Annotated in this window: 15 protein-coding genes; 3 read left to right on the forward strand and 12 right to left on the reverse strand. The window is 61.8% G+C overall.

Annotated elements, in window-relative coordinates:
* Positions 1-68: 68 nt before the first annotated feature.
* Positions 69-977 (reverse strand): LysR family transcriptional regulator, encoded by a 909-nt coding sequence (locus tag ACSBOX_RS02400; protein WP_442544631.1) that lies wholly within the window; start codon positions 975-977, stop codon positions 69-71.
* 189 nt (positions 978-1,166) lie between these two features.
* On the opposite strand from ACSBOX_RS02400, the gene ACSBOX_RS02405 reads away from it, so the two are divergent.
* Complete coding sequence (locus tag ACSBOX_RS02405) at positions 1,167-2,651, forward strand: HNH endonuclease (RefSeq protein WP_442544632.1); 1,485 nt, start codon at positions 1,167-1,169, stop codon at positions 2,649-2,651.
* Positions 2,652-2,792: 141 nt separating this feature from the next.
* Here ACSBOX_RS02405 and mctP read toward each other — a convergent pair whose 3' ends face one another.
* A complete protein-coding gene (gene mctP / locus ACSBOX_RS02410) occupies positions 2,793-4,490 on the reverse strand; it encodes a monocarboxylate uptake permease MctP (protein WP_442544633.1) in 1,698 nt (565 codons plus the stop codon).
* Positions 4,487-4,777, reverse strand: a complete 291-nt coding sequence (locus ACSBOX_RS02415) for a DUF3311 domain-containing protein (protein WP_442544634.1) — start codon at positions 4,775-4,777, stop codon at positions 4,487-4,489. The genes mctP and ACSBOX_RS02415 overlap by 4 nt, the downstream gene beginning before the upstream one ends.
* Positions 4,778-5,128: 351 nt before the next feature.
* Between ACSBOX_RS02415 and ACSBOX_RS02420 the strand changes: the two genes are divergently transcribed.
* Positions 5,129-6,625, forward strand: a complete 1,497-nt coding sequence (locus ACSBOX_RS02420; RefSeq protein WP_442544635.1) for a lysozyme — start codon at positions 5,129-5,131, stop codon at positions 6,623-6,625.
* A gap of 168 nt (positions 6,626-6,793) precedes the next feature.
* Here the strand turns inward: ACSBOX_RS02420 and ACSBOX_RS02425 are convergent, their stop codons facing one another.
* The 9 genes from ACSBOX_RS02425 to ACSBOX_RS02465 form a co-directional block, all read right to left on the reverse strand.
* Positions 6,794-7,444, reverse strand: coding sequence for a hypothetical protein (locus tag ACSBOX_RS02425; RefSeq protein WP_442544636.1), 651 nt, complete (start codon positions 7,442-7,444; stop codon positions 6,794-6,796).
* Positions 7,441-8,313 carry a hypothetical protein gene (locus tag ACSBOX_RS02430; protein WP_442544637.1) on the reverse strand — a complete coding sequence of 291 codons (873 nt, stop codon included), beginning with the start codon at positions 8,311-8,313 and terminating at the stop codon, positions 7,441-7,443. The genes ACSBOX_RS02425 and ACSBOX_RS02430 overlap by 4 nt, the downstream gene beginning before the upstream one ends.
* Before the next feature lie 251 nt (positions 8,314-8,564).
* Positions 8,565-9,416 (reverse strand): hypothetical protein, encoded by an 852-nt coding sequence (locus ACSBOX_RS02435; RefSeq protein WP_442544638.1) that lies wholly within the window; start codon positions 9,414-9,416, stop codon positions 8,565-8,567.
* Positions 9,389-15,418 (reverse strand): RHS repeat-associated core domain-containing protein, encoded by a 6,030-nt coding sequence (locus ACSBOX_RS02440; RefSeq protein WP_442544639.1) that lies wholly within the window; start codon positions 15,416-15,418, stop codon positions 9,389-9,391. The genes ACSBOX_RS02435 and ACSBOX_RS02440 overlap by 28 nt, the downstream gene beginning before the upstream one ends.
* On the reverse strand, positions 15,415-18,252 hold the full coding sequence (locus ACSBOX_RS02445; protein WP_442544640.1) for a hypothetical protein: 2,838 nt from the start codon (positions 18,250-18,252) through the stop codon (positions 15,415-15,417). The genes ACSBOX_RS02440 and ACSBOX_RS02445 overlap by 4 nt, the downstream gene beginning before the upstream one ends.
* Before the next feature lie 235 nt (positions 18,253-18,487).
* Complete coding sequence (locus tag ACSBOX_RS02450) at positions 18,488-19,684, reverse strand: type II toxin-antitoxin system HipA family toxin (RefSeq protein WP_442544641.1); 1,197 nt, start codon at positions 19,682-19,684, stop codon at positions 18,488-18,490.
* Complete coding sequence (locus ACSBOX_RS02455; protein ID WP_442544642.1) at positions 19,684-19,881, reverse strand: helix-turn-helix transcriptional regulator; 198 nt, start codon at positions 19,879-19,881, stop codon at positions 19,684-19,686. Before ACSBOX_RS02455 ends, ACSBOX_RS02450 begins: the two co-directional genes overlap by 1 nt.
* Positions 19,882-20,062: 181 nt before the next feature.
* Entirely contained in the window at positions 20,063-20,386 is a 324-nt protein-coding gene (locus ACSBOX_RS02460) for a DUF6221 family protein (protein WP_332602963.1), read from the reverse strand.
* A gap of 47 nt (positions 20,387-20,433) precedes the next feature.
* Positions 20,434-21,789 (reverse strand): ammonium transporter, encoded by a 1,356-nt coding sequence (locus ACSBOX_RS02465; RefSeq protein WP_442544643.1) that lies wholly within the window; start codon positions 21,787-21,789, stop codon positions 20,434-20,436.
* 386 nt (positions 21,790-22,175) lie between these two features.
* Between ACSBOX_RS02465 and ACSBOX_RS02470 the strand changes: the two genes are divergently transcribed.
* Positions 22,176-22,913, forward strand: coding sequence for a glutamine amidotransferase (locus ACSBOX_RS02470; RefSeq protein WP_442544644.1), 738 nt, complete (start codon positions 22,176-22,178; stop codon positions 22,911-22,913).
* The last annotated feature ends 4 nt before the right edge of the window (positions 22,914-22,917 follow it).

The raw sequence follows: 22,917 nt of genomic DNA on the forward strand, positions 1-22,917 counted from the left end.
CTTCAAGTAGACGGGCGGCCGGTAGGCGGCGTCCAAGACTTAGTTTCGATACGACTGATAGGTAGAGCCTATTGGTCCTGGCCGTTGGTGCGCTCGGTGTGTTCCGCAGCGACCTTCAAGAACGCCTTGGCCGCGGGGGTGAGGTTGTCCTTGCGGCTGAGCACCGCGACGTCCAGGTGACTTACCGGTTCGATGAGCAGGGTGCGGAGCCCCGCCTTGTGCGCGGTGGGAGCCCACGACGACGGCATCACCGCATGCCCGACGCCCGCCAAAACCAGGGGCAAGATCGAGGTCCGGTGCGCGACTTCGACGACGATTTCCACCTCGACCCCGTGCGCCAGGGCGTCATCCACCAGCCAACGCATGAGGGAGCCTCGCTGGCTCGCAATAATGCGCTGACCTCCGAGATCCTCGCGTTGGATGGCCGTTCGCTCGGCGCCGAAGGTGTCGGCCTGCGGGTTGACGATCAGGATGAGCGGTTGCTTTTCGAGTTCTAGGACCTGGACGCCGGGCACGAGAATCGGAGTAGGGGATCCGGCCAGCCCGATCTCGGAGCTGCCGTTCCGGACGGATTCGATCACCTCTTCGGGAGTGAATGCGGCACTGACGTTGAGCCGGACCTCCGGGTACGCCTTGGTGAAGGCGGCGATCATGGACGTCAGCGGCTCGATGCCGGGGGAGGGCATGGTGATGATGTCGAGGCGACCGCTTCTGATTCCGCGGAGCGACTGGACAGCTGATTGCGCGGCGTCGAGATCCCGCATGACGAGGCGCGCCGGGCCGACCAGTTCTTTGCCGGCTTCGCTGAGGACTGCCCTGCGGCCGATGCGGTGGAAAAGCGGAACGCCGAGCTCTTTCTCGAGGCTCGCGATGGTCTGCGAAAGCGAGGGCTGGGCGATCAGCAGATGTTCGGCGGCGCGGTTGAACCCGTCGTGGTCGACGACGGCGAGGAAGTACTTTAGTTTTCGCGTGTCCACGGTGCGGCTCCTCCGTTAGGCGGTCTTCCGAATCGATCGATAGCCTACGCCTATCAGTGGCTCGAGTGATGGCCGGGCTGTCTGTGTTCTTCGCTGCCGTCCCCAAAAATCCGGCTACTTTTCAAGATTTTCTGCCCAGTCCAGGTTCTCGGGCCTATTAATGTCAGGGGTCCCTGAAATGCTTTGGTTATGGCCGGAATTCGGAAAACACAGCTGATCGGATCAGGCGCGCCGACCGGCGACGCGGGTCCGGATGCTGCCGTGCCAGGGGTCCGGGTGCGGGATCTTATCGGCGCCGTGCGATCGCTTCGGCCAGGCTCCGAAAGTGCTGACCTGATCGACCAGTTGCGGGCACTGGAGGATTTGAAGTCGGCGGTCGCGGCTGCACAGGCCAAGATCGCTGTCGCGTTCGACGCCGCCCAGCGCAGCGCCGACGCGGCGGCGGGGGTTCCGGCCGACGAACTGGGACGCGGGGTGGCAGCCCAGGTGGCCTTGGCCCGGCGGGAATCTCCCGCCAAAGGATCCCGGCTCTTCGGGTTCGCGAAGGCCCTCGTGACGGAGATGCCGCACACCCTCGCGGCCTTGGACACCGGGCAGCTGAACGAATGGCGCGCGACCCTGCTCGTGAAGGAGACAGCCTGCCTGTCCGCCGAAGACCGCTGCGCCGTGGACGAGGAACTCGCCGCCGACACCGGAACCTTCGACGGCGCAGGAGACAAGGCCATCATCTCCGCCGCCCGGGCCGCGGCCTACCGTCGGGACCCCCGTACGGTCACCCAACGAGCCAGCCACGCCGCCACCGAGCGGCACGTGAGCCTGCGCCCGGCACCGGACACCATGACCTATCTGACCGCCCTGCTCCCGGTCGCGCAGGGCGTGGCCGTGCACGCGGCCCTGACCCGGCACGCCGACACCCTCCGCAACACCGCAGAGGAGACCCGGACCCGGGGGCAGATCATGGCCGACGCCCTGGTCGAACGCACCACCGGCACCCCGGCAGGGATTTGCGGGGTAGAGGTCCAGCTCGTCATGACCGACCGCACCCTCTTCCAAGGCGATGCCGAACCGGCCAGGCTGACCGGCTACGGGATCGTCCCCGCCGGCTGGGCACGGACACTACTCAACGACACCGCCAACGCCAAACGCGGCCAGACCGCGGTCGAACCTGGCCAAGTTGCCCAAGACCACGATCTGAAGGTCTGGCTCCGGCGCCTCTTCACAGCCCCCGGAACCGGGGAACTGGTCGGCGTCGACTCCCGCGCCCGGCTTTTCCCGGCGGGTTTGCGATGCTTCATCCAGGCCCGCGACGACACCTGCCGCACCCCGTACTGCGACGCACCGATCCGCCATTTCGACCACATCATCCCCTGGCACGACGGCGGACCCACCACCCTGGCCAACGGGGCAGGCCTGTGCGAAGCCTGCAACCACACCAAAGAACTCCCCGGCTGGACAGCACGAACCAGGCCACCAGAAACTAGGACAGCAACAACCAGCCCCGGGACACGGCATGTCCTCGAGATCCGCACCCCCACCGGACACCACTACCGATCCAAAGCCCCACCCCTGCCAGGAGTGGGGATGCAGGGCACAGACCCTCCCGCCATGGCTGCGCACTATTTCGGGGACCTGTTTAACCGGCGCCACCGACAAGAACTACGCCAACCAGCCTAGGCACGCCGGAAAACGCCCGCGCTGAAACACGCCCGCCGCACGAAACGATGCGCCGCCATGAGCGGCACCTCGCGTGGCTGCAGCGAAGAGGCGCGCGCCGCCGTCGTCGTGTCCAAACGAAGCGCTAGCGCGCAGCTCCAGTTAGAACGTGCCGCCTCCCGTTTCGCCCAGCGGGTACTGGCGCTGGAGCTGGGCAACTTTCGGATCGTCCTCGTCTGCTCCGTAGTCCGAGTTCCGGGTGATGTCCTTTCCATCGGGGAGCTTCATCGCGCGGAAAACCAGGGACAGGACGGCAGCAATAATGAGGTTGATCGCGAATGCCACAACGGCGATGTAGACCTGCACGTTGGTGCCGGGGATGGCAGCGATGGAGCCACCGAAGTTAGCCTTCGTCACGGGGTTGACCACGTTGTACGCCGCGACGGTGCCGTAGCCAATCCCGGCTACCCAGCCTGCGAAGAGCGCCCAGCGGTGGAACCAGCGGGTGTACAGCCCTGCCACGATCGCCGGGAAGGTCTGCAGGATCCAGATGCCGCCGAGGAGCTGCATATTGATGGCGGCCGACTGGTCCATCGCGATCACGAAGATCAGCGCCCCGAACTTCACCACGAGCGAGGCGATCTTGGAGACCTTCGCTTCCTGCCGCGGGTCGGCGTCGGGCCGTATCAGGTCCCGGTAGATATTGCGGGTGAACAGGTTGGCGGCAGCGATCGACATGATGGCGGCCGGGACCAACGCGCCGATGGCGATAGCCGCCAGGGCAATACCGGCAAACCATGCGGGGAAGTTGTCCAGGAACAGTTGCGGAACCACCAGTTGCGGATTGACGGCGCCGTTCAGGTCAATCGGCTTGGTGCCCGCGGAAATGGCCGCGTAACCCAGGAGCGCAAGGAACCCCAGCATGAGCGAATACAGAGGTAGAACCGCGGCGTTCTTGCGGATGGTGTTCCTGCTCTTGGTCGCCAGGACCCCGGTAACCGAGTGCGGATACATGAACAGCGCCATGGCCGAGCCAAGGGCCAGTGTCCAGTACGCGGAATAGCTGGCGGCACCCGGAATGAAGACGCCTGCCGGCTTGCCTGTGGCCGGGCTGACGGCGTCGAGTTTCGTCTGGGCTGCACCGAAGATGTTGTCCCAGCCCCCGAACTTGATGGGCAGGTAGATCACGGCAACGATTACCGCAAGATAGATCAGCAGATCCTTCACGACGGCGATAAGCGCCGGCGCCCGCAGGCCCGAGGTGTAGGTGTAGGCGGCCAGGACCACGAAGGCGATGATGAGGGGCAAGTCGGTCAGCAGCACATTCTGCGCGCTGCCGAGGCCCAGCACGGTGAGCACCGCCTTGATGCCAACCAATTGCAACGCGATGTAGGGCATGGTCGCGACAATGCCAGTGAGGGCCACAGCAACCGTCAGCGCCCTGCTGCCATAGCGCCCGCCCACGAAGTCAGCCGGTGTGACGAACCCGTGCCGGTGCGAGACCGACCACAAACGGCTCATCAAGAGGAACACGATCGGGTAGAGCACGATCGTGTACGGCACGGCGAAGAAGCCGCTCACGGCGCCGGTGGCCCACATTGCCGCCGGCACGGCCACGAACGTGTAGGCCGTGTAGAGGTCCCCGCCGAGGAGGAACCACGTGACCCATGTTCCGAAACCGCGGCCGCCAAGGCCCCACTCATCGAGACTGTGCAGGCCCGTCTCGTTGCCCGCGCGCCAGCGTGCGGCGAAGAAGCCCAGGACCGCCACCAGGATGAAGAGGACGACGACGACGGTGAGCGCGACGCCGTTGACGGGCCGATCCGCTGTGGTCGCCAGCGGGACAGTGAGCGCCCTCATTGTTCCTGCTCCTCAGCGCGTGCGCCACGTCCACCCCGCACTGCCTCCCGGCGGCGACGGTCCTCTTTGGTGACCAAGCGATAGGAGATGCCCACCATGCCCGCGGTGATAGGGACCCAGAGCATTTGGTACCAGTAGAAGAACGGCATGCCGGCGAACCGCGGTTGATCAATCGAATACGCGGGAACGAGCAGCGGAACCAGAATGGCGATGGCCAGCAGGATTCCGGCCGCGATATACGGACCGGGCCTTGCGGGCCCCCGGGTCGGCACATCGGGAGTGGACATGGACGCCTCCTCATAGAGACGGCCCCCGGAGCGGGATGGGCTTCCCGGGACGTGCCGGTGGCCTGATGGACCGTATGTGTACCGGTTCATCAACAGAATAGATTCTGGATTAATTCTTTGACAGGGGAAGCGGCCCGCGCCTTTTCGCGGGGGAGTCCTGGTGCCCGGCTGGCACTGTCTGGAGCGCCGCCGTCGTCGTCGTTGTTTGAAAGGGACCCGACCCGCACCGCGGATCCTGCCGGTTTGTCATTCGTCTTGATTTGAGCTGATAGTATCCGTCACGTCCGCTCCTGCGGGCGTTTGATGGCAGGCGCGGGTCTCGTCCGTTGCCAAAACGGAAGGAAATTCCATATGAACGCGTCGATCCCGCGCGCCCCCAGGCGGCAGAATCCTGTTCGGCCCCGCATACGGAAGGGCGCCGCCGGGTACGTAGCTGTTCTAGTGGCGGGCATCGTCCTCGCCGCGCCCGGAGCGGGCGCTGCTTCCGCGTCACCCGCGACGACTCCGCCGTCCCCATCCCCGTCCGCGACATCAAGTACCTCGAATGACCACGCGATGGGTTCAACCGTCCGCAGCCACGATCCCGCTCCGCAAATGCGGATGTCTGCCCAGGCCGTAACGCCCGCTTCGGTGGCCTCAGGGGTGCCGGGGATGGATGTCAGCAGCCACCAAGGAGATGTGGACTGGTCCACCGCGGCCGCAAATGGCGCCAAGTTCGCCTATGTCAAGGCCAGCGAGGGCACTGGCTACGCCAACCCGTACTTCGCCAGCCAATATGCCGGATCGGCAAACGCCGGACTCCTCCACGGCGCCTACCACTTCGCGCTGCCCGACGCGTCGTCCGGAGCGGACCAAGCCAACTACTTTCTGCAGAGCGGCGCAGCCTGGACCCCGGACGGGAAGACGCTTCCTGCCCTCTTGGACTTGGAACCCAATCCCTATGGAAGCGAATGCTACGGGTTGAGCCAGGGTGACATGGTGAATTGGATCTCCGATTTCGCCTCGACCATTCTGTCCAGGACCGGGCGCCTGCCTGCCATTTACACTTCCACCAGTTGGTGGACGGACTGTACCGGTGGCGCGGCCGGATTCGGGAACCACCCGCTACATCTCTCGTCTTGGGCAACTGACCCCGGGCAGCTGCCGGTCGGCTGGCCAGACTACACCTTGTGGCAGAACTCCGATTCAGGCATCTTCCCCGGGGACCAGGACATCTTCAACGGCACCCTCACTCAGCTGACCGACTTCGCCACCAACCCTGGCCCCATCTTCTCGGACATTTCCGGGGATCCGTTCACGTCCGAAATCAACTGGCTCGGTTCCCGCGGCATCTCCACTGGATGGACTGCGTCCGACGGGTCGAGGAACTATAACCCCCTGACGCCGGTAGCTCGGGACGCAATGGCCGCGTTCATGTACCGCCTGATGGGCAGCCCGGCATTCACCCCTCCGGCGACGTCGCCATTCACCGACGTCGCCACCAGCAACCCGTTCTACAAACAGATCACTTGGCTTGCAAACAGCGGCATCAGTACCGGTTGGACCGAGGCCGATAAAAGCAAAACCTACCGTCCGTATCTTTCGGTTAACCGAGACGCCATGGCAGCCTTCATGTACCGCCTCGCGGGTAGCCCGGCCTTCACAGCGCCGGCGACTTCACCATTCGCCGACGTCGCCATTGACAACCCGTTCTACAAGCAGATCACCTGGCTCGCAAACAGCGGCATCAGTACGGGCTGGACCGAGTCCGATGGAAGCAAAACCTACCGGCCGTATCTAGCGGTCAATCGGAACGCGATGGCCGCGTTCATGTACCGGTACAACACTAAGTTCGGGACGATGCACTAAACGCAGGGCCTCGGAGCGTTTGCCCCGCTGACGGTGGTCATATCGTAGGTGGGCTTGAGCGCGGTGCGCCGTCCGCGAATGTCTAGGTTTGGATTGTCACGACAGACGTGAATTCCAACGGTCGGCTTCTTCGAACGCCCGGTCCTCTTGGAAGCATTCGAAACTTCTTCAATTGCGTGCATAGAGTCGCAGTATTTCCCTCAAAGCATGTACGTGTGTGGCGAGGGGTTGTCCATCGAGCTGAAGGTTCGCAAATTCCGATTCCATGCTGTCGAGCGCCAATTCGATTTCGCCGGCGATGATCAAAGCTGAAGCGGTCACCAATGAATCTGGGTCAGCGAATTCTCGCAGAGTTGGCAGCACCCCTATGACTGCTTTCGAAATGGTCGATGGGAGGTCCCGTCCGACCTGATCATAGAAGCCGGCCGAGAGCGTTGGACCTCCCAATTCCACGTCACGCAAGTAGTCAAGGTCGTTCAGGAACGCCGGCGAAGCCATCATTGTGCTGTACGGGCGGTCATATTGGTTCCAATGGGGATCGTCGCGCAGACAGTCTGGAACAACTTGGCTCGTCCAACCAAGGCTGAAGGGGACGCTGATGGCCTCGAAGAGAGCCAGAGGTCGCCATGACGGAGCTTTGGAACTTCCCCAGCGTGAAACGTATACGTCGAGTAGACCGGTTTCTCGCCGCTGTGCCAGTGCCCACACGGCATACGGACCTGGATTCATGAGCCCGAACGGGGAACCCGGCATCGGGCTATTAGGAAGGGTCACAATGGGTACGACGCAATCCATAAGGCCGAACTGGGGCGCGCTCATCGACTACGCCCCCTTTCCGGCCAAAACGCGATACAGTCCCCGAGTTGGGGGGCGAATGCTGTGTTGACTGGGGTTGGTGGGGGAGCGGGGCGGGGTATTGGGGTGATCCAGGTGTTGTATTCGAGGTTTGGTGCTTCTGTGAACCACCAATGTGCGAGGTCGCGGTAAATTTGGGCGGCTTTACGGTCATCGGGTGTGATTGCGGTGCCGTGGAGTGTGCCGGCGGTGATCGCTCCCGTGGTCAGGAGGTGGGCGAGTGTGCCGAAGCCGAGGACTGCTTGGTTTCTTGAGTTGGTGTATCCGAGGCGGTGTGCTGCTTGGAAGAAGGTTTGAGGGGTCCGGATTCCGTTTCCGCCGATAAGCAGGGCGGCGCGGCCTGCGGCGCCAGGACGGAAGAAGTCGGTTTCGTCGGGGTCGGTTTCGGGGACGGCTTCGTTGATGAGGGGTGTCTTGTCGGGGAGCTCAACCCACGACAGATCGCTGTCGACGAGGTCTCCTACTTGGGAGCCAAGCGGCGTCGGTTGAAGCTCAACAACGGCACCTCCTAACGGAAAATCATGGAAGAACTCCTGTCCATCAATGACGATGCTCTCGCCTATCGTGAGTCCTTCGCAGACGTCCCGGAAGTCGAGGTCCTGTTCGTTCGGTGCCCGTTTGTTGGCGATGTTGTAGGCCAGTTCGAAGGCGTACAGTTCAGCCACCATTCCCAGACCCATGACGACTTTGTCCACCGGGGACCGCCATCCGGCGTTCATGGCTGCCTGACCAAGGTCTATGGCAAATATGGTGTCCCGGTGCCACTCAAGCGTGAGCTGTTTCGACCACATGCTGAGGAGTTCTATCAACTCTTTGGGATATGGATTCTCCATTTACCCAGTTCCTTAAGGGGTAGATCGCGTGTGGTTCCGGCCAGAAATGGCTTAAATTAATTCTTGCGTTTCATGCTCCTGCCTAATCGCGCGACAGTTTGGTTGGCGACTTCATCCTTTTCAAGCTCATCGGCTAACCGATTTCTCATCGAAATTGACACGGCGCGCCGAGCTGAAAATTGATGATCCTCGTCAAGACGGTCCAGTCGCTTTCGAAACGACCATCAGGCATTCGCCCGCTCGTCCGTATTTTAGTGCATCGATGGGGTGAGGAGAGCGAATGCTGTGTTCTTTGGAGCTGTCGGGCGGGGTATGCGAGGCTTGTACGAGATGCGACTGTCATGCATCAGGGAAGCTGATTCGGTGAACCACCAGTTGGCGAGATCGCTGTAGATATGGGCGAGGTCTCGGGCATCCGAAATGAACATTCCGTCGTGGAGCGTTCCCGCGGTGATTGCCTTGGTGGTCAGCAGATGCGAAAGGGTTCCAAAGCTTACAACCGCCTGATCCCTTGGATCTTCGTAACCAAAATCGTAGGCAGCTTTGAAGAACACCTCAGGCCCAAATACCTTGCCGTTGCCAATTCTTAGCACCGTCCGGCCGACGGCGCCAGGCCTGCTCATGACGATCTCAACAGCGTCCTCGTGCTCGGATGGGGCTAATCTGTCTATCCAAGGTTGACGATCCGGGAGTTCGATCTCATCGAGATCCGGGTCTACTAAACTTGCGACTTCGCGACCGAGATCCGTGGGACTGAGAACGACAACCCGGCCCGTTTCGGGAAATGCTGAAAAAGATGCAGCTTGATCGACTCCTGTAGGGAGATTGGGGGAGAAAATTGCTTTGCAAATGTCCTGGTAGTCGAGATTCTGCTGCCTGTTCTTTGTATCACTAGCGATATTTGCCGCGAGACCGAATGTAAATAGCTCAGCAAGAATCCCCATGGCCATCACGACTTGATCCACAGGTGCCCGCCATCCGGCATCGAAGGCCGCACGACCAAGATCCCCTGCCGCGATCCAATCCTCCAGCCATTCCCGAGTGAGCTGCTTGGACCATAGGCTTAACTTACGAGTCACTTCAAAGGAAGATGGATTTTCCATTTGATCACCCCTTTGACGATGTACTCGATCGTTGGACCGCCGGAATCGGATCCACTTCGCCACGAAATCCGATGGCCGTTTTCCATCATACTTTCGAGGAAGTCCTTCCCTGACGTGTTATATCCACGTTCGCTCACCCTGTTCTTGGTCATTGCGTCATAGAGGTCTGCGATGTGGTCCTCGTCGACAGCCTCACGATTCCTTTTTTGGAGTCCGCGCGGGAGATTGTCCTTGATCCACTGGATCGGATCGTCCTCGTCATCCGGTGGAAGTGCGCCTCCGCTGGCACCACCCACAGCCCCCGGTGAGCCCGCGCTGGCCGCGTTGTCGGCGTTATTCTTGTTGCCCATTTGCGCGACGGCGGCCGTTGAAGCGGCGTGCATGGCGGCGTTCTGGGCGATGAGGGCTGCGATGCGCGCAGCTTCGGCCGCTGCTGCGGCCGCCGCGGCAGCAGCAGCCGCGGCTGCCTGGCTCACCGACGTTGACGGGCCGCCTGAACCGCCGCCTTGGCGACCTCGAGGTCCCGGGTAGGCCGTGGGATAAGTGGTCACCCAGGTAGGGGGAGCCGCCGCCGCGGTGGTTCCGACCATCGGTCTCGGAAACGGTATTGAAGCTGAAGAACTTGCCCCAATAGGTAGTTGGTTTCCGGCCGCGGAGGAGGAGGAAGCAGCGGTGCTGGGGAACGAGGGAAGTCTAATCGCAGGGAGCTGGACGGGGTGTGTGTCCATATACTTTCCGACGATGTAGCCACCGATTATGACGGCGGCGCCGATTATGGCCTCTTTGACACCGGGGATGGCCAAGACCAGGCACAATGGGCAGAGCCCGCTAGCATCCGACTGGTTCACCGGGTCGTTGTTGGAGTACGTGAATGGTGAATATCCGCCTTGGGATCCCCAGTTGTAGACGGGGTCAGGGGCGGTGAAGATCCCGAGCACGGGATCGTAGTCGCGTGCCCCGAGATGCGTGAGTGAAGTTCCGGCGTCTGCGAGCCCGGAGAGGTATCCGTTCGCCGCGGAGAACCCGGCGGGGTTGGCGGCGTTGTTCGCGGTGGAAGCTGCCTGGGTTTGACCGCGTTCGAGTCCGAAGGGGTCCGAATAGCGTTTAGCACTGACGGTTCCCGGTGCACCGGAGATGCTTTGCGTGATCGCGGTGGAGGTATTGACGGCATCAGGGGTCAGGAACTGGATCTTGGTTCCGGTAGTCGTCGTGACCCGCTGTGCAACCGTTTGGCCAGCGAAGGAGATGCTCCGGGTACCGGTGGCTGCGCCCGTAGAGGAGACATGCACTGTGGCATCAGCGAGAAGCGCGGTGGTTCCCGTGCCATCAGTGATGCCGACGAGGCTTCCGGCCGCGTCGTAGAAGCGAGTTCCCGTGCTGCCTGTGCCGGTGGATGCCGGGCTCCTGTTGGGGTTCAAGGGAAGAGTTGCCGACGCGCTGGTGGTGCCGAGTTTGCCATCGGCGGTGTAGGTCAGGCTTTGACCCGCGCGGTTGGTGAGTTGGCCGCCGTCGTTCCAACCGAGGGTATGGGTCGCGGCGGCTCCTGCCGGCGTCGTTGTGACCTTTTGGGCACGGTGGGCGCCCGCTGTACCGGCGACCGGGTAGGTGTAGTCTTCGGTCATACTGAGGACACCGGACGCGCTGTAGCGCTTGACTTGTGCACGGTCTCCGGCCGCGGTGTAAGAGTATTGCTGGGCATAGGGGGCAGGGCCGCCTAGTCCAGTCGCGCTAAAGCCCGAGGCGCAGGAGCGGTTAGATGGTGTCCAGACGCCGGTGAGACGTTCGGCGTAGTCGTAGTTGTAGCACTCGACTTCCTCCGGGGATGTCTTGGCGGTTATCTTGCCAGCGGGGTCATACGTGTACGCGGTCTCGGCAACCGTCCTGGTCTGGTTCTTGGCCCAATTGGTAGTGGTCTGTTTGCTTAGCCGTCCGGTAGTGGCATCCCACTTGAAGTAGTTGGTCTGCAGCCCGGCTGATTCTACGGACGGGTTGAGGGAGTTCGGTTCACTTTGCTCAAACGAGGAAAGGCTTCCAAGTACGTCGTACTGCGCGTTCCCCGCGAAGATCTCCCAGGCCTCGTTGTCGACCGAGATCGGATTGTCAAAGTTGTCGTAGCCGTAATAGAGGGTTTCGGCCGGAAGGGTCTTGATAGCTGGAAGGTTCAGGACATCGGGCAGGCCATTCTGTTTGTAGCTTTTCGTGGTGGTGTAACTTCCGGCCAAGCTAGCCATGCTTGTAGGCAGAACCGTGGTGGTGCTGGTGGGCTGATTGGCGCTATTGAACCCGGACTGCGTTGTTTTGACGGGCTGGTCGTAGTTCGTTCCGTTGTATCGGACGGCTTCGGAAATCGTGCCACGTCGTTCAAGGTCGTACGTGCGGGTGTCCAGTGTCTTAGCCGTTCCACCAACCGTCGCGGTGGTGCGAACAGGGCGGTCGAGATCGTCAAAGGCGGTCTCAAGTTTCGTGCCGTTGCCATCCGTGGTGCTGACCTGTCGTCCCCCAGGATCATACGTAGCGCTGGTGATTCCCGCGTCTGGGTCAATTGACTTAGTTTCTCGACCGAGGAGGTCGTATTCCCATGACCAGGTGCTGCCGAGGGAACTAACGGTTGTCCTTTGGCCTGCCGCGTCGTAGCCGTAGCTGGTGTCATCGCTAGGTCCCGATGCTGATTCGGAGCGGAAGACTTTGCGCAACACGGGATTGCCTGAAGCGTCAACGACGACAGTGGTGGCCGGTTTCCCGGCAGGGCCGGTGACGGTGGTGGTGTCCTTGGCGGGGTATGAAATTGTGGTGGCCCACAGTTCCTGGTTGTCGTTGGCCAAGGCACGGGTCTTGGTGACTCTTCCGGCGCCGTCGTAGCTGAAATCGGTGGATGAAGGGACGGCGACTGCGGGGATCCGGAGAGTCCCGCTGGGGGACTCCGAGAGGTAGTAGTCGTTGCGGACGAGGCGGCGTTCGCCGTTGCCGTTATAGATCGCGTCGGTGGCGATGGTGCCGCCCGGAGGCGAGAGCCGCTGGGTCTGCCGGAGCCGGCCGAGGCCATCCAGGATCTGGAAGGTCGCGATGTTCCCGTTTGAGCTGTTACGTAGGTTGGTGCGGATCCATGATGGAGCAGTCTGCGAGACGTTGTATTCGAACGACTTTGTCGGGTCAGGATTTGTGGCCTTGGGACGCAGGGGATCCCATATGGCTGTTGTGCGTCCGCTGGCGTCGTAGTCAGTACTCGTGATTGCGCCGTTTGCGTCGGTGGAAGTGAGGATCGACCCACGCACGGAATCAAGGGTGATGACTGTCTGCCAGTTGAGGGGATTCGTCGACGTGATGATGGTCGGCGGACCCGTGGTCGGGGAATAGGCGATGGTGCTGCGTCGGTCCTTCCCGGTGCTCCGGTCAGTTGATGCGATCACTCGCCCAAGGCTGTCGAACTGTTGCGTCGGGCCCGTCTGCCACTGCGTGACTTCCTGCCCGATGGCGGTCACGGCCTTGTCGGATCGTGTCGCCTGGGGCTTCGCGGGCGCCTTGTATCCAAGGCTGCCCGGCATGGCTGAGGTTCCGTCTTCGTAGAAGACACGGGTTGCTTTGAGGATGCTTCCCGTGACAGTCCCTTGAAGGCTGCAGAGTCCTGTGGAAAGTGAGGACTGGGCGGGTGCACTGAGGATATTGGCAGAGACGTTGTCCGCGTAGACAGAAACGGTGCAGGTGTCGTCGCTGGTCAGAGTGGCGTCGGTGCTGCTGCTTATCGCCGTAGAACGACCGTAGGAATCGAAGGTGTTGGTCACGGTGGATGTTGTCCACCCGCCGGCAGCCGAACTCGATTCGCGCGTTGTTGTCCGTAGCGTTCCGCTGAGTTGTGCCGTTGTGCCTCGGGCTGTGTCTGTGGCGGTGGGAGAAGATGACCAGGGCTCGTTCACTGTCGAACTCAGAAGTGGCCCATTGACTCCGTTGAAGGACTGGACTTGAACGAGTTTGCCGGCGTGCACCGGGGAGTCGTCGATGACTTTGCCGCCGTCGACGGTGATGCTGGAGGTCCGAAGGCCGCCGGCCGTATTCGCGGGCGTGCCGTGAAGCCCGCGCAAGTAGGTGCTGGTGGTGACGCCGTTGTTGGTGGGCTGATCGGGTGTGCCCACTATGGTCTTTACGTCTTGCCAGCCTGCGGCGGCGGACCACGTTGTCTGGGATCCGCCGGTGCCAGCGACGTACTTGGCTCCGGCGTATTTCCATGCGGGTGTTCCGAGGTATTCGTAGCGGGTTTCCACATCGGTGCTGGAGTCGGAGCCAGGCCCGGGGTTCGTTGACACGCGGGCCACCGGGTAGATGTGGAAATAGTCCATCCGGGGCGCCTGGGCGATGGGAGCCATCGGTGCCCACCATTGCGGGAAGCAACGTTTGGTGTTCGTTTCCGGGCTGGCAGGCAAGTTTGTGGGGCTGCACTCGGCTGCATGGTAAATGACCGAGGTAACAGCTCCCGCTGGAGTTTTCACACTCGAGATCCGATAGCGATTAAGGGGAGCCAGGCCGTCGGTGACCCAAACCCGGTTTTGCAGGGTCTGGCCGCCGAAAACTGTTGGGGGGTCGACGACGACTGCGCCCTTGCCGGTCGCGATATTGGCCCCCGTATGCGTTACGGAGCCGAGCCACAGGGCCGGTTTCGTGCCGTCACCCGGATCGGCCATGGTGTGCGCAAGCGTCCATTGGTCTGCGGCTTGGTAAGTACCGGAGGCAAGCCGCGTGGATGCCTGGACCTTGGTGAGCCGCTGATCGGTGTAGAAGGTCGGTGACATGGTGTTGCACGTGCCGGACTGCTGGCAGGCATACCCGCTTGGGATGTCGTTGCCTTTGAGGCAGTCGATGTTTCCGCATCGCGCGGAATAGTCAAGCGAGAGACGCAGAGGCGCGGTTCCCGCCAGTTCGTTGCCGGCACGCATGCCGTACTCGATTTTGGATAGCCTGGCAGCCCTGGTGTAGTCCAGTCGCGCGCCTGTTCCGGCTGCGGAGTTGTACCAGTTCATCTCCTGCTCGTAGTAATACGTTTGGGTGTTGCCGTTGAGATCCACCACGTGGTCCAAGTTCCACATCCAGGCCTGTTGGCAGAGGGAATCCTTGAAGGCCGCCGCAGCGCAGGGCTGGTTCGCTGAAGCGGCCCCTACGGGAACCCGGCTGGCGGAGTTGGTCGTGGCGTTTCCAGCGACCCATCCGGGGAGCTTGTTGCGGCCGAAGAAGTATTGGGTGCCCGAGGCGTCAGTGAGCTTCCAATAGCCGCCGTCGAAGGTTCCGTTGCTTCCTGGATTCCTCAGGTACTCGATGCGCGTATTGTCATCGGATTGAAGCTTCCAGATCCCGGTCGCCGTGTCTTTCACGAGCTGGGTGTTGCGGCCGCCAAACGAAATCGAGAGGCTCGGGCCTGTCGGATTGCCGCACAGGTCGTAGGAACCGGAAACATTCTGGTCCTTGCAGGGCGTGAACGTCTGCCGAATGAATCCCGCGCCTGAGAGTGCCCATCCGTCGCCAACAACACTCGCTTGGCTATTCGTGGCGCTGGTCAGGCCATCGACGCGGCTTGAATCGTACGACAGGGACAACGACGGCGTCTGGCCTGCCGGAGCTTTTCGACCGGGGAACGGGTAATCCCAGGTGAAGGCTCCGAGCTGGCCCGCCGCTCCCCAGTTTCCGGATCCGGCTCCGGGAATCGCGGTGGAGTTCTGCGCACCTGGATCAGCGGCTGTGAGCGCCGTGCCTTGAAGGGAAGGAACACTCAGCTGCGTCCCGATCACGGTCATCCGGGTTCCCGGAGCCTGTGGCGTAGTCAGTACCGGGGCCGTGGTTCTTGGGTTCTGCCACGCAGACGATGCGATGGTGGGCATGGCGGAGCGAAGCGCTTGAATGTCGACTGAAACAGGTGAGGCCGCCACCGGCTGGGGGGCCAGTGCTGAACCGGCCACGGCTACGGCAGATGAGAGAGTACCGACGAGGAGGATCCGGGAGACGGCGTTTAGGCTTTTCACTTGACGAGAATCCCTTCACGAGACGGGAAGGCATCCCAGGCGACCCCGAACTGGGAGTCGACGAGGGTTCCTTGGGCCATGACCGGTCGATAGATCAGTCCAGTGAACTGGTCTGCGGCGGGCTGTGCCGGATTGGCCGTTCCCAAGACGGCCGGGGAGCCCCCGGTCGATGGGGTGTGGGAGGTGGCAGCCGTGGCAATCACCCAAGTTTTCACGCCCCGAGTGGATGAAATCGTGATCCGAAGTTGGGCGTTGATCTTGTCGTAGACCGCGCCGATGAAGTACCACTGCTGGGATGCGGCGCCTTCCACCAGATCCTGCGACACCTCCTTGAACAGGGAGGGGCTGGAGGTATCGTAGGCGCCTAGCTGCCACAGGTGTTGCGTGGAGAGCCCAAGAAGCGAGCCCACTGTTCCGGCATCACTCAACTGTCCAAGGGCAACCTGCCGATTGGTCGCTGAAGGAGCAGTTGGGCAGAACCATCCGCTGAAGCTGAAGCTCTGCGAGTTGTCCACCGCGGCCTCCAGCGTCTTGGCGTAAGCGCCTGCTGCCGGAACGCGAAGTGCGCGGGAGGCTGTGGTGGCGGGCGTTGTGGCCTCAGGAACCATGCATCCCGCGACCGGGGAAGGGACACCCCGGCTGGCCGGAACGTCGACCCATTGAGCTCCGCTCGTTACCGTCACGGGTGCGATAGTCGCCGGGGCGGGCGCCATCTTGCCGACATCGAACGTCACGGACTGGGGTTCGCTCTCAGTCTGAAGGCTGACATTGCCCGCATAGTCGAATGCCCAGACCGAGAGCGTAGTCTTCAGCCCAACGGCGGCCACCGTGACGTTGGCGGATCTGCCATCCGTGGGGCAAACAACGACAAACGGGCCGGTTCGCTGTCCGCACGCGAGCGCGCCGGCGCTCTTCGGATAGTCGGGCTGGCCGCTGCCTGCAGTGACGGCGTAGACGAATCCTTTAACTGGCGTTGAACCTTTGTTCACGATGGAATACGACACCGGAGTGACGCCGACTACAGCATTGGTGTAGAAATTGGGATCCATCATCATCGCAGGATCCCCCGCACGGATCTGTGGTGCGGCAGGGGCTGTGGTGTTCACTGTGAATTTCTTGGACGCTACCGGAGACGTCATGCCCTGTTGATCAGAGGTTTGATACTGCAGCGTGTATATGCCATCTGACAGGGAAGAGGGGACCTGCCAAGTTGTGCTGCCTCCGGAGCCAGGTACGGGGCGGCCAACAGACGTAGAGGCGACCGTCGCTCCCGACGTGTTGAAGACCGAAATCCAGATGTAAATGGTGCCGCCGGGATCTCCGTCGGGGTCGTCTGCGGTCAGCTGGAGGGTCGGCTGGTTGTACCGGGTGATCATCTCGGCGCATGTGAGTCCGCATCCGGAAATCGAATTCAGGACCGGTGCATTTGGTGCCGTTCCGTAGGTGATGATGACCTGGGCGGTGTTTGCGAAGCGTTTCCAGCCGAGAGGGTCGGACTCGTTGTCCGCTTTGAGGCCCACGGTCCATTGGTTATTGCTTCCCAGCCAGTCTGCGCGTTTCATCATGTCGAAACCCACGGTCGCCTGGCCGCAGCCAACGTAGCCATAGGCCACGGTGCGGGTATCCAGGTGCTGTGCTTGGCTCCAGTTGGGCTGGGAGTTCCAATTGGTGCCGTCTTGCACGGCCCCGGTGACCCAGGCACTTACAGGTGTCGGCGTGCAGGAAGAAGCCCACGTCTCGACGACATTGAACTTGGCAGCCATGATCTTCTTGCCGTTCATGGGCGAGATGTTGAATTGCCAGAACGATCTTGTGGTGTGGGCTATGGCATCCGGCGCCCATGAGGCCGGCAGGTATCCAACATGTGTGGTGGAATCTGTGTAGCGGCCGTTCCAGTACGAGGTGCTGGGGTACGCCGAGTCGACATATAGGTACGCCCAGCTGCCTGCGCTCCACTCGGGGTCAACATAGATCGGGAACTGAACGTTGTTCGCCCCAAGGATTTCATCCATGCCGAAGACCTCGGCTGTTTTGCCGCCACTCTTGTCTAGATGCAGGTTAAAGGGGCGGGTGATGCCCGGTCCGCCCGGATCCGTTGCGTCTGCGTCAGGGTGGGACGAATCCCACCACTGACCTTTGCTCGTACTGAACGCTTCTTTACCGTCGGACTGCCGCTTGGCAACAATGCCTCCCACCCCATCCGACTCAACCTCGACCCCGCGGGTGTCCAAGTTGAACCGCATCCTCGCCACACGAGGATCCTCGGCCGCTTGCCTGTCGTGGATCTTCAGTACCTGCGACACGCCATGGCTATGGGCGACCTGGACCAGATCCACGCGCGGTAGGACACTTTGGTATGTTGCAGTATTGCCGGTGACAACGGGAGTCGGCAGAGGTCCAAAGGGCCATTTTTCCTTTACGGACCTTCCTTGGCCGTCGTCGATCACGGCCATATGGTCAGAACCGCCAGCGCCTATTTCCATCTGTACCGGGGTCATCGCCGGCCGAAGGACAGCGCCATCGGCGCCGTAAGAAATGGAAAGATCGGTGGAAATGTCCCGCCAGGCGCCGTCCTTCTTCATTCGGACAGGCTCCGAGGAAAGAGTTTTCTCCAGCCGCCCATCCGGTTTGGCAACAACATGTTCCGTTGCCGTGGTGAGTTCCTCTACCAGGACATCCTGACCCGAAATCCGCGCTTGGGTAGCTGCCGTGATTTCGCTGCGGAGTTCTGGTTCAGCGGGCAGGGCGAATGCCGATACACCAACCGATGCAGTTACCAACCCCGCGAGCACGGATATCGAGATAAGCCGACGGACGACGAAAGGCAGCACCATGAAACTCCCCCAAAAAAGTCGACCGGGTGCCGGTCGAAAAGTCTGAGCACCACTCCACCGTTGTCGGGTGAGAAGCAGTGCGCCGAGAAAACTCTTTCACTAACACTTCAACCTGCCAAAAGCCTGAAGATAACCTTAAAGTTTCCTGTATTTTTAATACACGAGTTTTGTGATCTTCGCTAGTCGAGTAGGTGTTTCCACGTTGAAGCTGAGTCGTGGAACGGTGTTCTGCGACTCAGCCCGCCAGCTCTCCGCGCCTGAACCGCAACTCCCGAAGGGCGCCTCGGAGCGGTGACCCCGTAAACGGTAGGTCCTCCAAGCTGACCTTCCCAGAAGCCGACAGGGCCAATGTATTGGCGGCGATGGCCGCGCGCTGTAGCAAGCCAAGGTTCGACGCGAAATCGGCCCAGTGCTTCGCCTTGAGGTTTTTGGTTTTCCCGGACACCGGCAACGCGAGTGTGTCGTCTCCGTACAGCAAGGTGCATGGAATGTCGTAGATGGGGGCCATGACGAATCCTCCGTGCCGGCCCCCAAGGATCGAGAGATTCTTGGCATGGAGGTCACCGTTCCCTGTCAGCCAAGCAAAGACAAACTGAAGGTACAGATTGCGGCTTGCCACGAGTGGGGCTTTGCACTGCCCGGCCAGCGCAGCAGCGACGTCCTCCGATGTCACGGAATACTTGGAAACCGGTGGCAGGCCCATGACCTGGGCTCCATCTTCCATGGGCAGGCGCACCCAGGAGCGGTCCTTGTCCTGGACACGGTCGAAGCGCTCCACTAGCAACCCAGGCAACCCGTGCATATCAGTGATGACATGGCTCTTGGCTACAGGGATCTTGAGGCCTTTGGCGGCGGAGAGGTGTGCCGCTTCATTGGTCAGCAAGTGTGCGTGGTTGGGCGGGTCGAACTTGAGCAGATACCGCTGCCCCCGGAGGGACAGTGGTGTGGTGAGCATGGAGGCACTTGCCTTGTCCTGTACGCCTGGGATCGCATGGCGGTCCACTGCGTTGGCGAGGGCGGCAAAGTCCAGTTCCTCGGGCCTGGATGTGTCGGCAAGGGGTGCCGGTTCGACGGGAGTTTCCCCGGCAGGGACCACTTGGACGTCTCCTGGGGCATCGGCTCCGACTGCGAGCAGGAGGGTGAGTTCGTCGTCGAGGCTGGTTTTGGTGGCGTCCCTGAGCACGCTCAGCCGGTGTCCCTCCGGCAGCAGGCCCGCGAAGAACGGCGGAAGAGCGCCAGCAGGAGTCTCGACGGGAAGGTCTGTCAGGGGCAATGAACTGGCAACCGCGGGCAAACCGGAGGTCAGGTACTCCGCCACGTAGGAAAAACTGACCACGCCGTGACCAGCGCGGGTGAGGTGGCCCGCCAAGACGCCGCCTTTGTGAACGTCCGCTGCGCGAACGAACTTCAACTCCTCGACATCGTCGACCATCAGGCTGCTGCCATGTGCAGGCCGACGGCGTTGGCTACAGACACGACGGCGCCCAGCGAAGGATTTCCGGTGGCCGTCTCAATCGCCCGCACGGTCCTTTCGGAAGTCCCGGCAAGGTCGGCAAGATCCGCTTGCGTGATTCCGGCCTCTTTGCGTGCCTTCCGTATGGTGGCCGCGATCGCCGCTAGGTCTTCCATAAGTCTCCGATGATCCGGCATGATGTTGCCGATTTGGCAGTTTTCTAGATCCATTCTGAACCATTTTGCCAAAATCGGCAAGATGCTGCCGAAAGTGTTGATTTTGGTTGTTATGAGGCCGCCAAAGCCTCATTTCGGCAAGATCCTGCCGATTGCAACTCCCACGGCTCGGGCGGGCCAGCTACGTCCCCGCCAGCCACTCCGGCTCGAAGTCCGGGTGGTCAGAATAGGGCAGCGCGAGGGCGTTCAACGATTTCGTGGTCCATTCGATCGATTCCGGGATCCATTGCGGGGTATCCCCAAGCGTGCCGCGAACCATTGTGGCCAGGGCCGTCTGCCGTGCGGATTCCACGATGCTGAGCAGCCTTCTTTTGGATTCGCATTCCAGGAGAAGGCGGCGCTCGTACCATTTGCCCGCCTCCGAGACCGAACGGTCGCCGAGGAGTTTCCGCGCCGCAGCCTCGTCCTCATCCAGGCGGTCCGAGAGGAAATCGACGATATCCACAAATCGAGCGTACGCGTCACTCGCACCCGCGGAAATGCCTGCGTCCGTTAAGCGGGGTCGGCTTGCTTTTCGCGCTGGGGCTCGACGGCGGGAGCGGCCACCGGCGACGAAGCGGCGGCAGCGGCTCGGGCCGAGACAGGGATGTTGACGTGGGGGAGGGCATTGAAGTGGCTCCGGGCCATGCCGCCGAACTCGTAGGCGGTCTCGGCATGCTCGGACAGGTCCACTCCGGCGAGCTCCGCCTCGTGGCTGACCCGGAATCCAATGGTCTTGTGGATCACAAGGGCAATGATTGCCGTCATGATCCCAGACACCGCAAGGGTGACAAGGATGGTGACGATCTGCGCCACGAGCTGCTGGAGTCCGCCGCCGTAGAACAATCCTCCACCTTTGCCATTCACCGGCAAGGCGATGAATCCGAGCGCGAGCGTGCCCACAAGCCCGCCACCAAGGTGGACGCCGACGACGTCGAGGGAGTCATCGAACCCGAACTTGTGTTTCAAGTCGACGAACACGGCGCAGGCGGCGCCGGCAAGCAAACCCAAGCCGAGGGCTGCGGCGGGAGCCACGTTGGCACAAGCCGGAGTAATAGCCACGAGGCCGGCAACGACGCCGGAAGCCGCACCCAAGGACGTGGGGTGGCCGTGCCGGATCTTCTCGGTGAGCAACCAGCTGAGCATGGCACCGGCCGGCGCAACAAGGGTGTTGACCCAGATCAAGCCGGCCTGCGCCGACGTCGTGGCCGCGCCGGCGTTGAAGCCGAACCAGCCGAACCACAGAAGGCCGGCGCCAAGCATGATGAAGGGGAGGTTGTGCGGGCGGTGATTGGGGTCTTTCCCAAAGCCGTGGCGCTTGCCCAGGATCAGCGCCAAGACAAATGCGGCAGCGCCGGAGCTGATCTCCACCACGGTGCCACCGGCGAAGTCGATCACCTGACCGAAGACCGAGCTGATGGCTCCACCGGGGCTCAGGAGGCCGCCGCCCCAGACCATGAAGGCCAAAGGGCAGTACACCAGGGTGATCCAGATGGGGACGAAAACGACCCAGGAAGTGAATTTCGCGCGATCGGCGATGGCGCCGCTGATCAGGGCCACCGTGACGATAGCGAAGGTAGCGCTGAAACCCAGCTTGATGAGATCGGTGGAACCGACCAGGTCCGCCGAGCCGAAGCTGCTGAACGGATTGCCGAAAATGCCCAGGACACTCTTGCCGCTGATCATCGAGTAGCCCCACAGGATCCACACCGCGCCTACGATGCCCGCAGAGATGAAGCTCATCATGATCATGTTGAGGGAGGCCTTGGCCCGGGTCATGCCACTGTAGAAGAGGCCGAGTGCCGGAGTCATGAGCAGTGCAAGTGCCGCCGACACCATCACCCAAACGTTTTCCGCAGTGATATTCACGTGCGCTTCCCTTCTGATCGGAATGCCGTAGGAGGACCGTTGCAACGTGGTCCCGTTCTTCCCCTGCCCAATATTTCCGGTTCCGTGTTTCAAGCAATGCGGGGAAAAATTGCGGGCACGTTACATAACCTGGCTTGGCGTGAAGAACGCATGACAGCCGTGTTTCGGGAATGTTAACGCCGTCTCCGCAGGGACGCGTGGTCAGCCGTAGCAGACGCTCGGGATGCCGGTGATTCCGCGGAATCCAAGGCCGATGGAGGTGAAATCCTTTCATCGCGCCGGAAGTCCGGAGATTTCTTCCGCGTGAACGGCGGCTCACCATGCCTCACGGGGATGTTTCCAGCCGGACGCTGGCGCGGCAGGGCCGCCGCGTGCACACTTAGCCTGTGAAGCCGTTTCTCCTGCTCGCATCTCGTGCCGAAGACGCCGCCGCCGAGGAAGAGTACCAGGCGTATCTCCGTTTTGGAGGGCTCGCTCCCAAGCAGTTGCAACGCATCCGGATGGAAGCGGGGCCACTTCCGCCGCTTGAGCTCTCCGACTACTCAGGCGTGATTGTGGGCGGCAGCCCTTTCACATCGAGCGACCCGCCGGAACACAAGAGTCCGGTCCAGAAACGGGTGGAGAAGGAACTCGCTCAGCTGCTGGACACCATTGTTGCCTCCGACTTCCCCTTTCTGGGGGCCTGCTATGGAGTCGGGACCCTGGGCCTTCATCAGGGAGCGGTGATTGACCGTACCTACGGTGAAGGACTCGGAGGGGTAACTATCAAACTCACGGCCGAGGGCCTCCAGGACCCGCTCCTCCAAGGCATGTCCGAGCGCTTTGTCGCGTTTACGGGCCATAAGGAAGCCTGCTCGGTCCTGCCGGGACACGCGGTGTTGCTGGCCGGTTCGGCCGCCTGCCCGGTGCAGATGTTCCGCGTCAAGAGCAATCTTTACGCCACCCAATTCCATCCGGAGCTCGACGCCGAGGGGCTCGTCACGCGGATCGACACCTATCGCCACGCCGGATATTTCCCGCCCGAGGCTGCTGAACAGCTGATGGCAGACGCCCGGAAGGTCACGGCGACCGAACCGATGAAAATCCTCGGCAACTTTGTCCGCCGATACGCGATTCCTCAATAACGTC

The organism is Arthrobacter sp. KN11-1C, assembly GCF_052180225.1.
Taxonomy (GTDB): Bacteria; Actinomycetota; Actinomycetes; order Actinomycetales; family Micrococcaceae; genus Arthrobacter.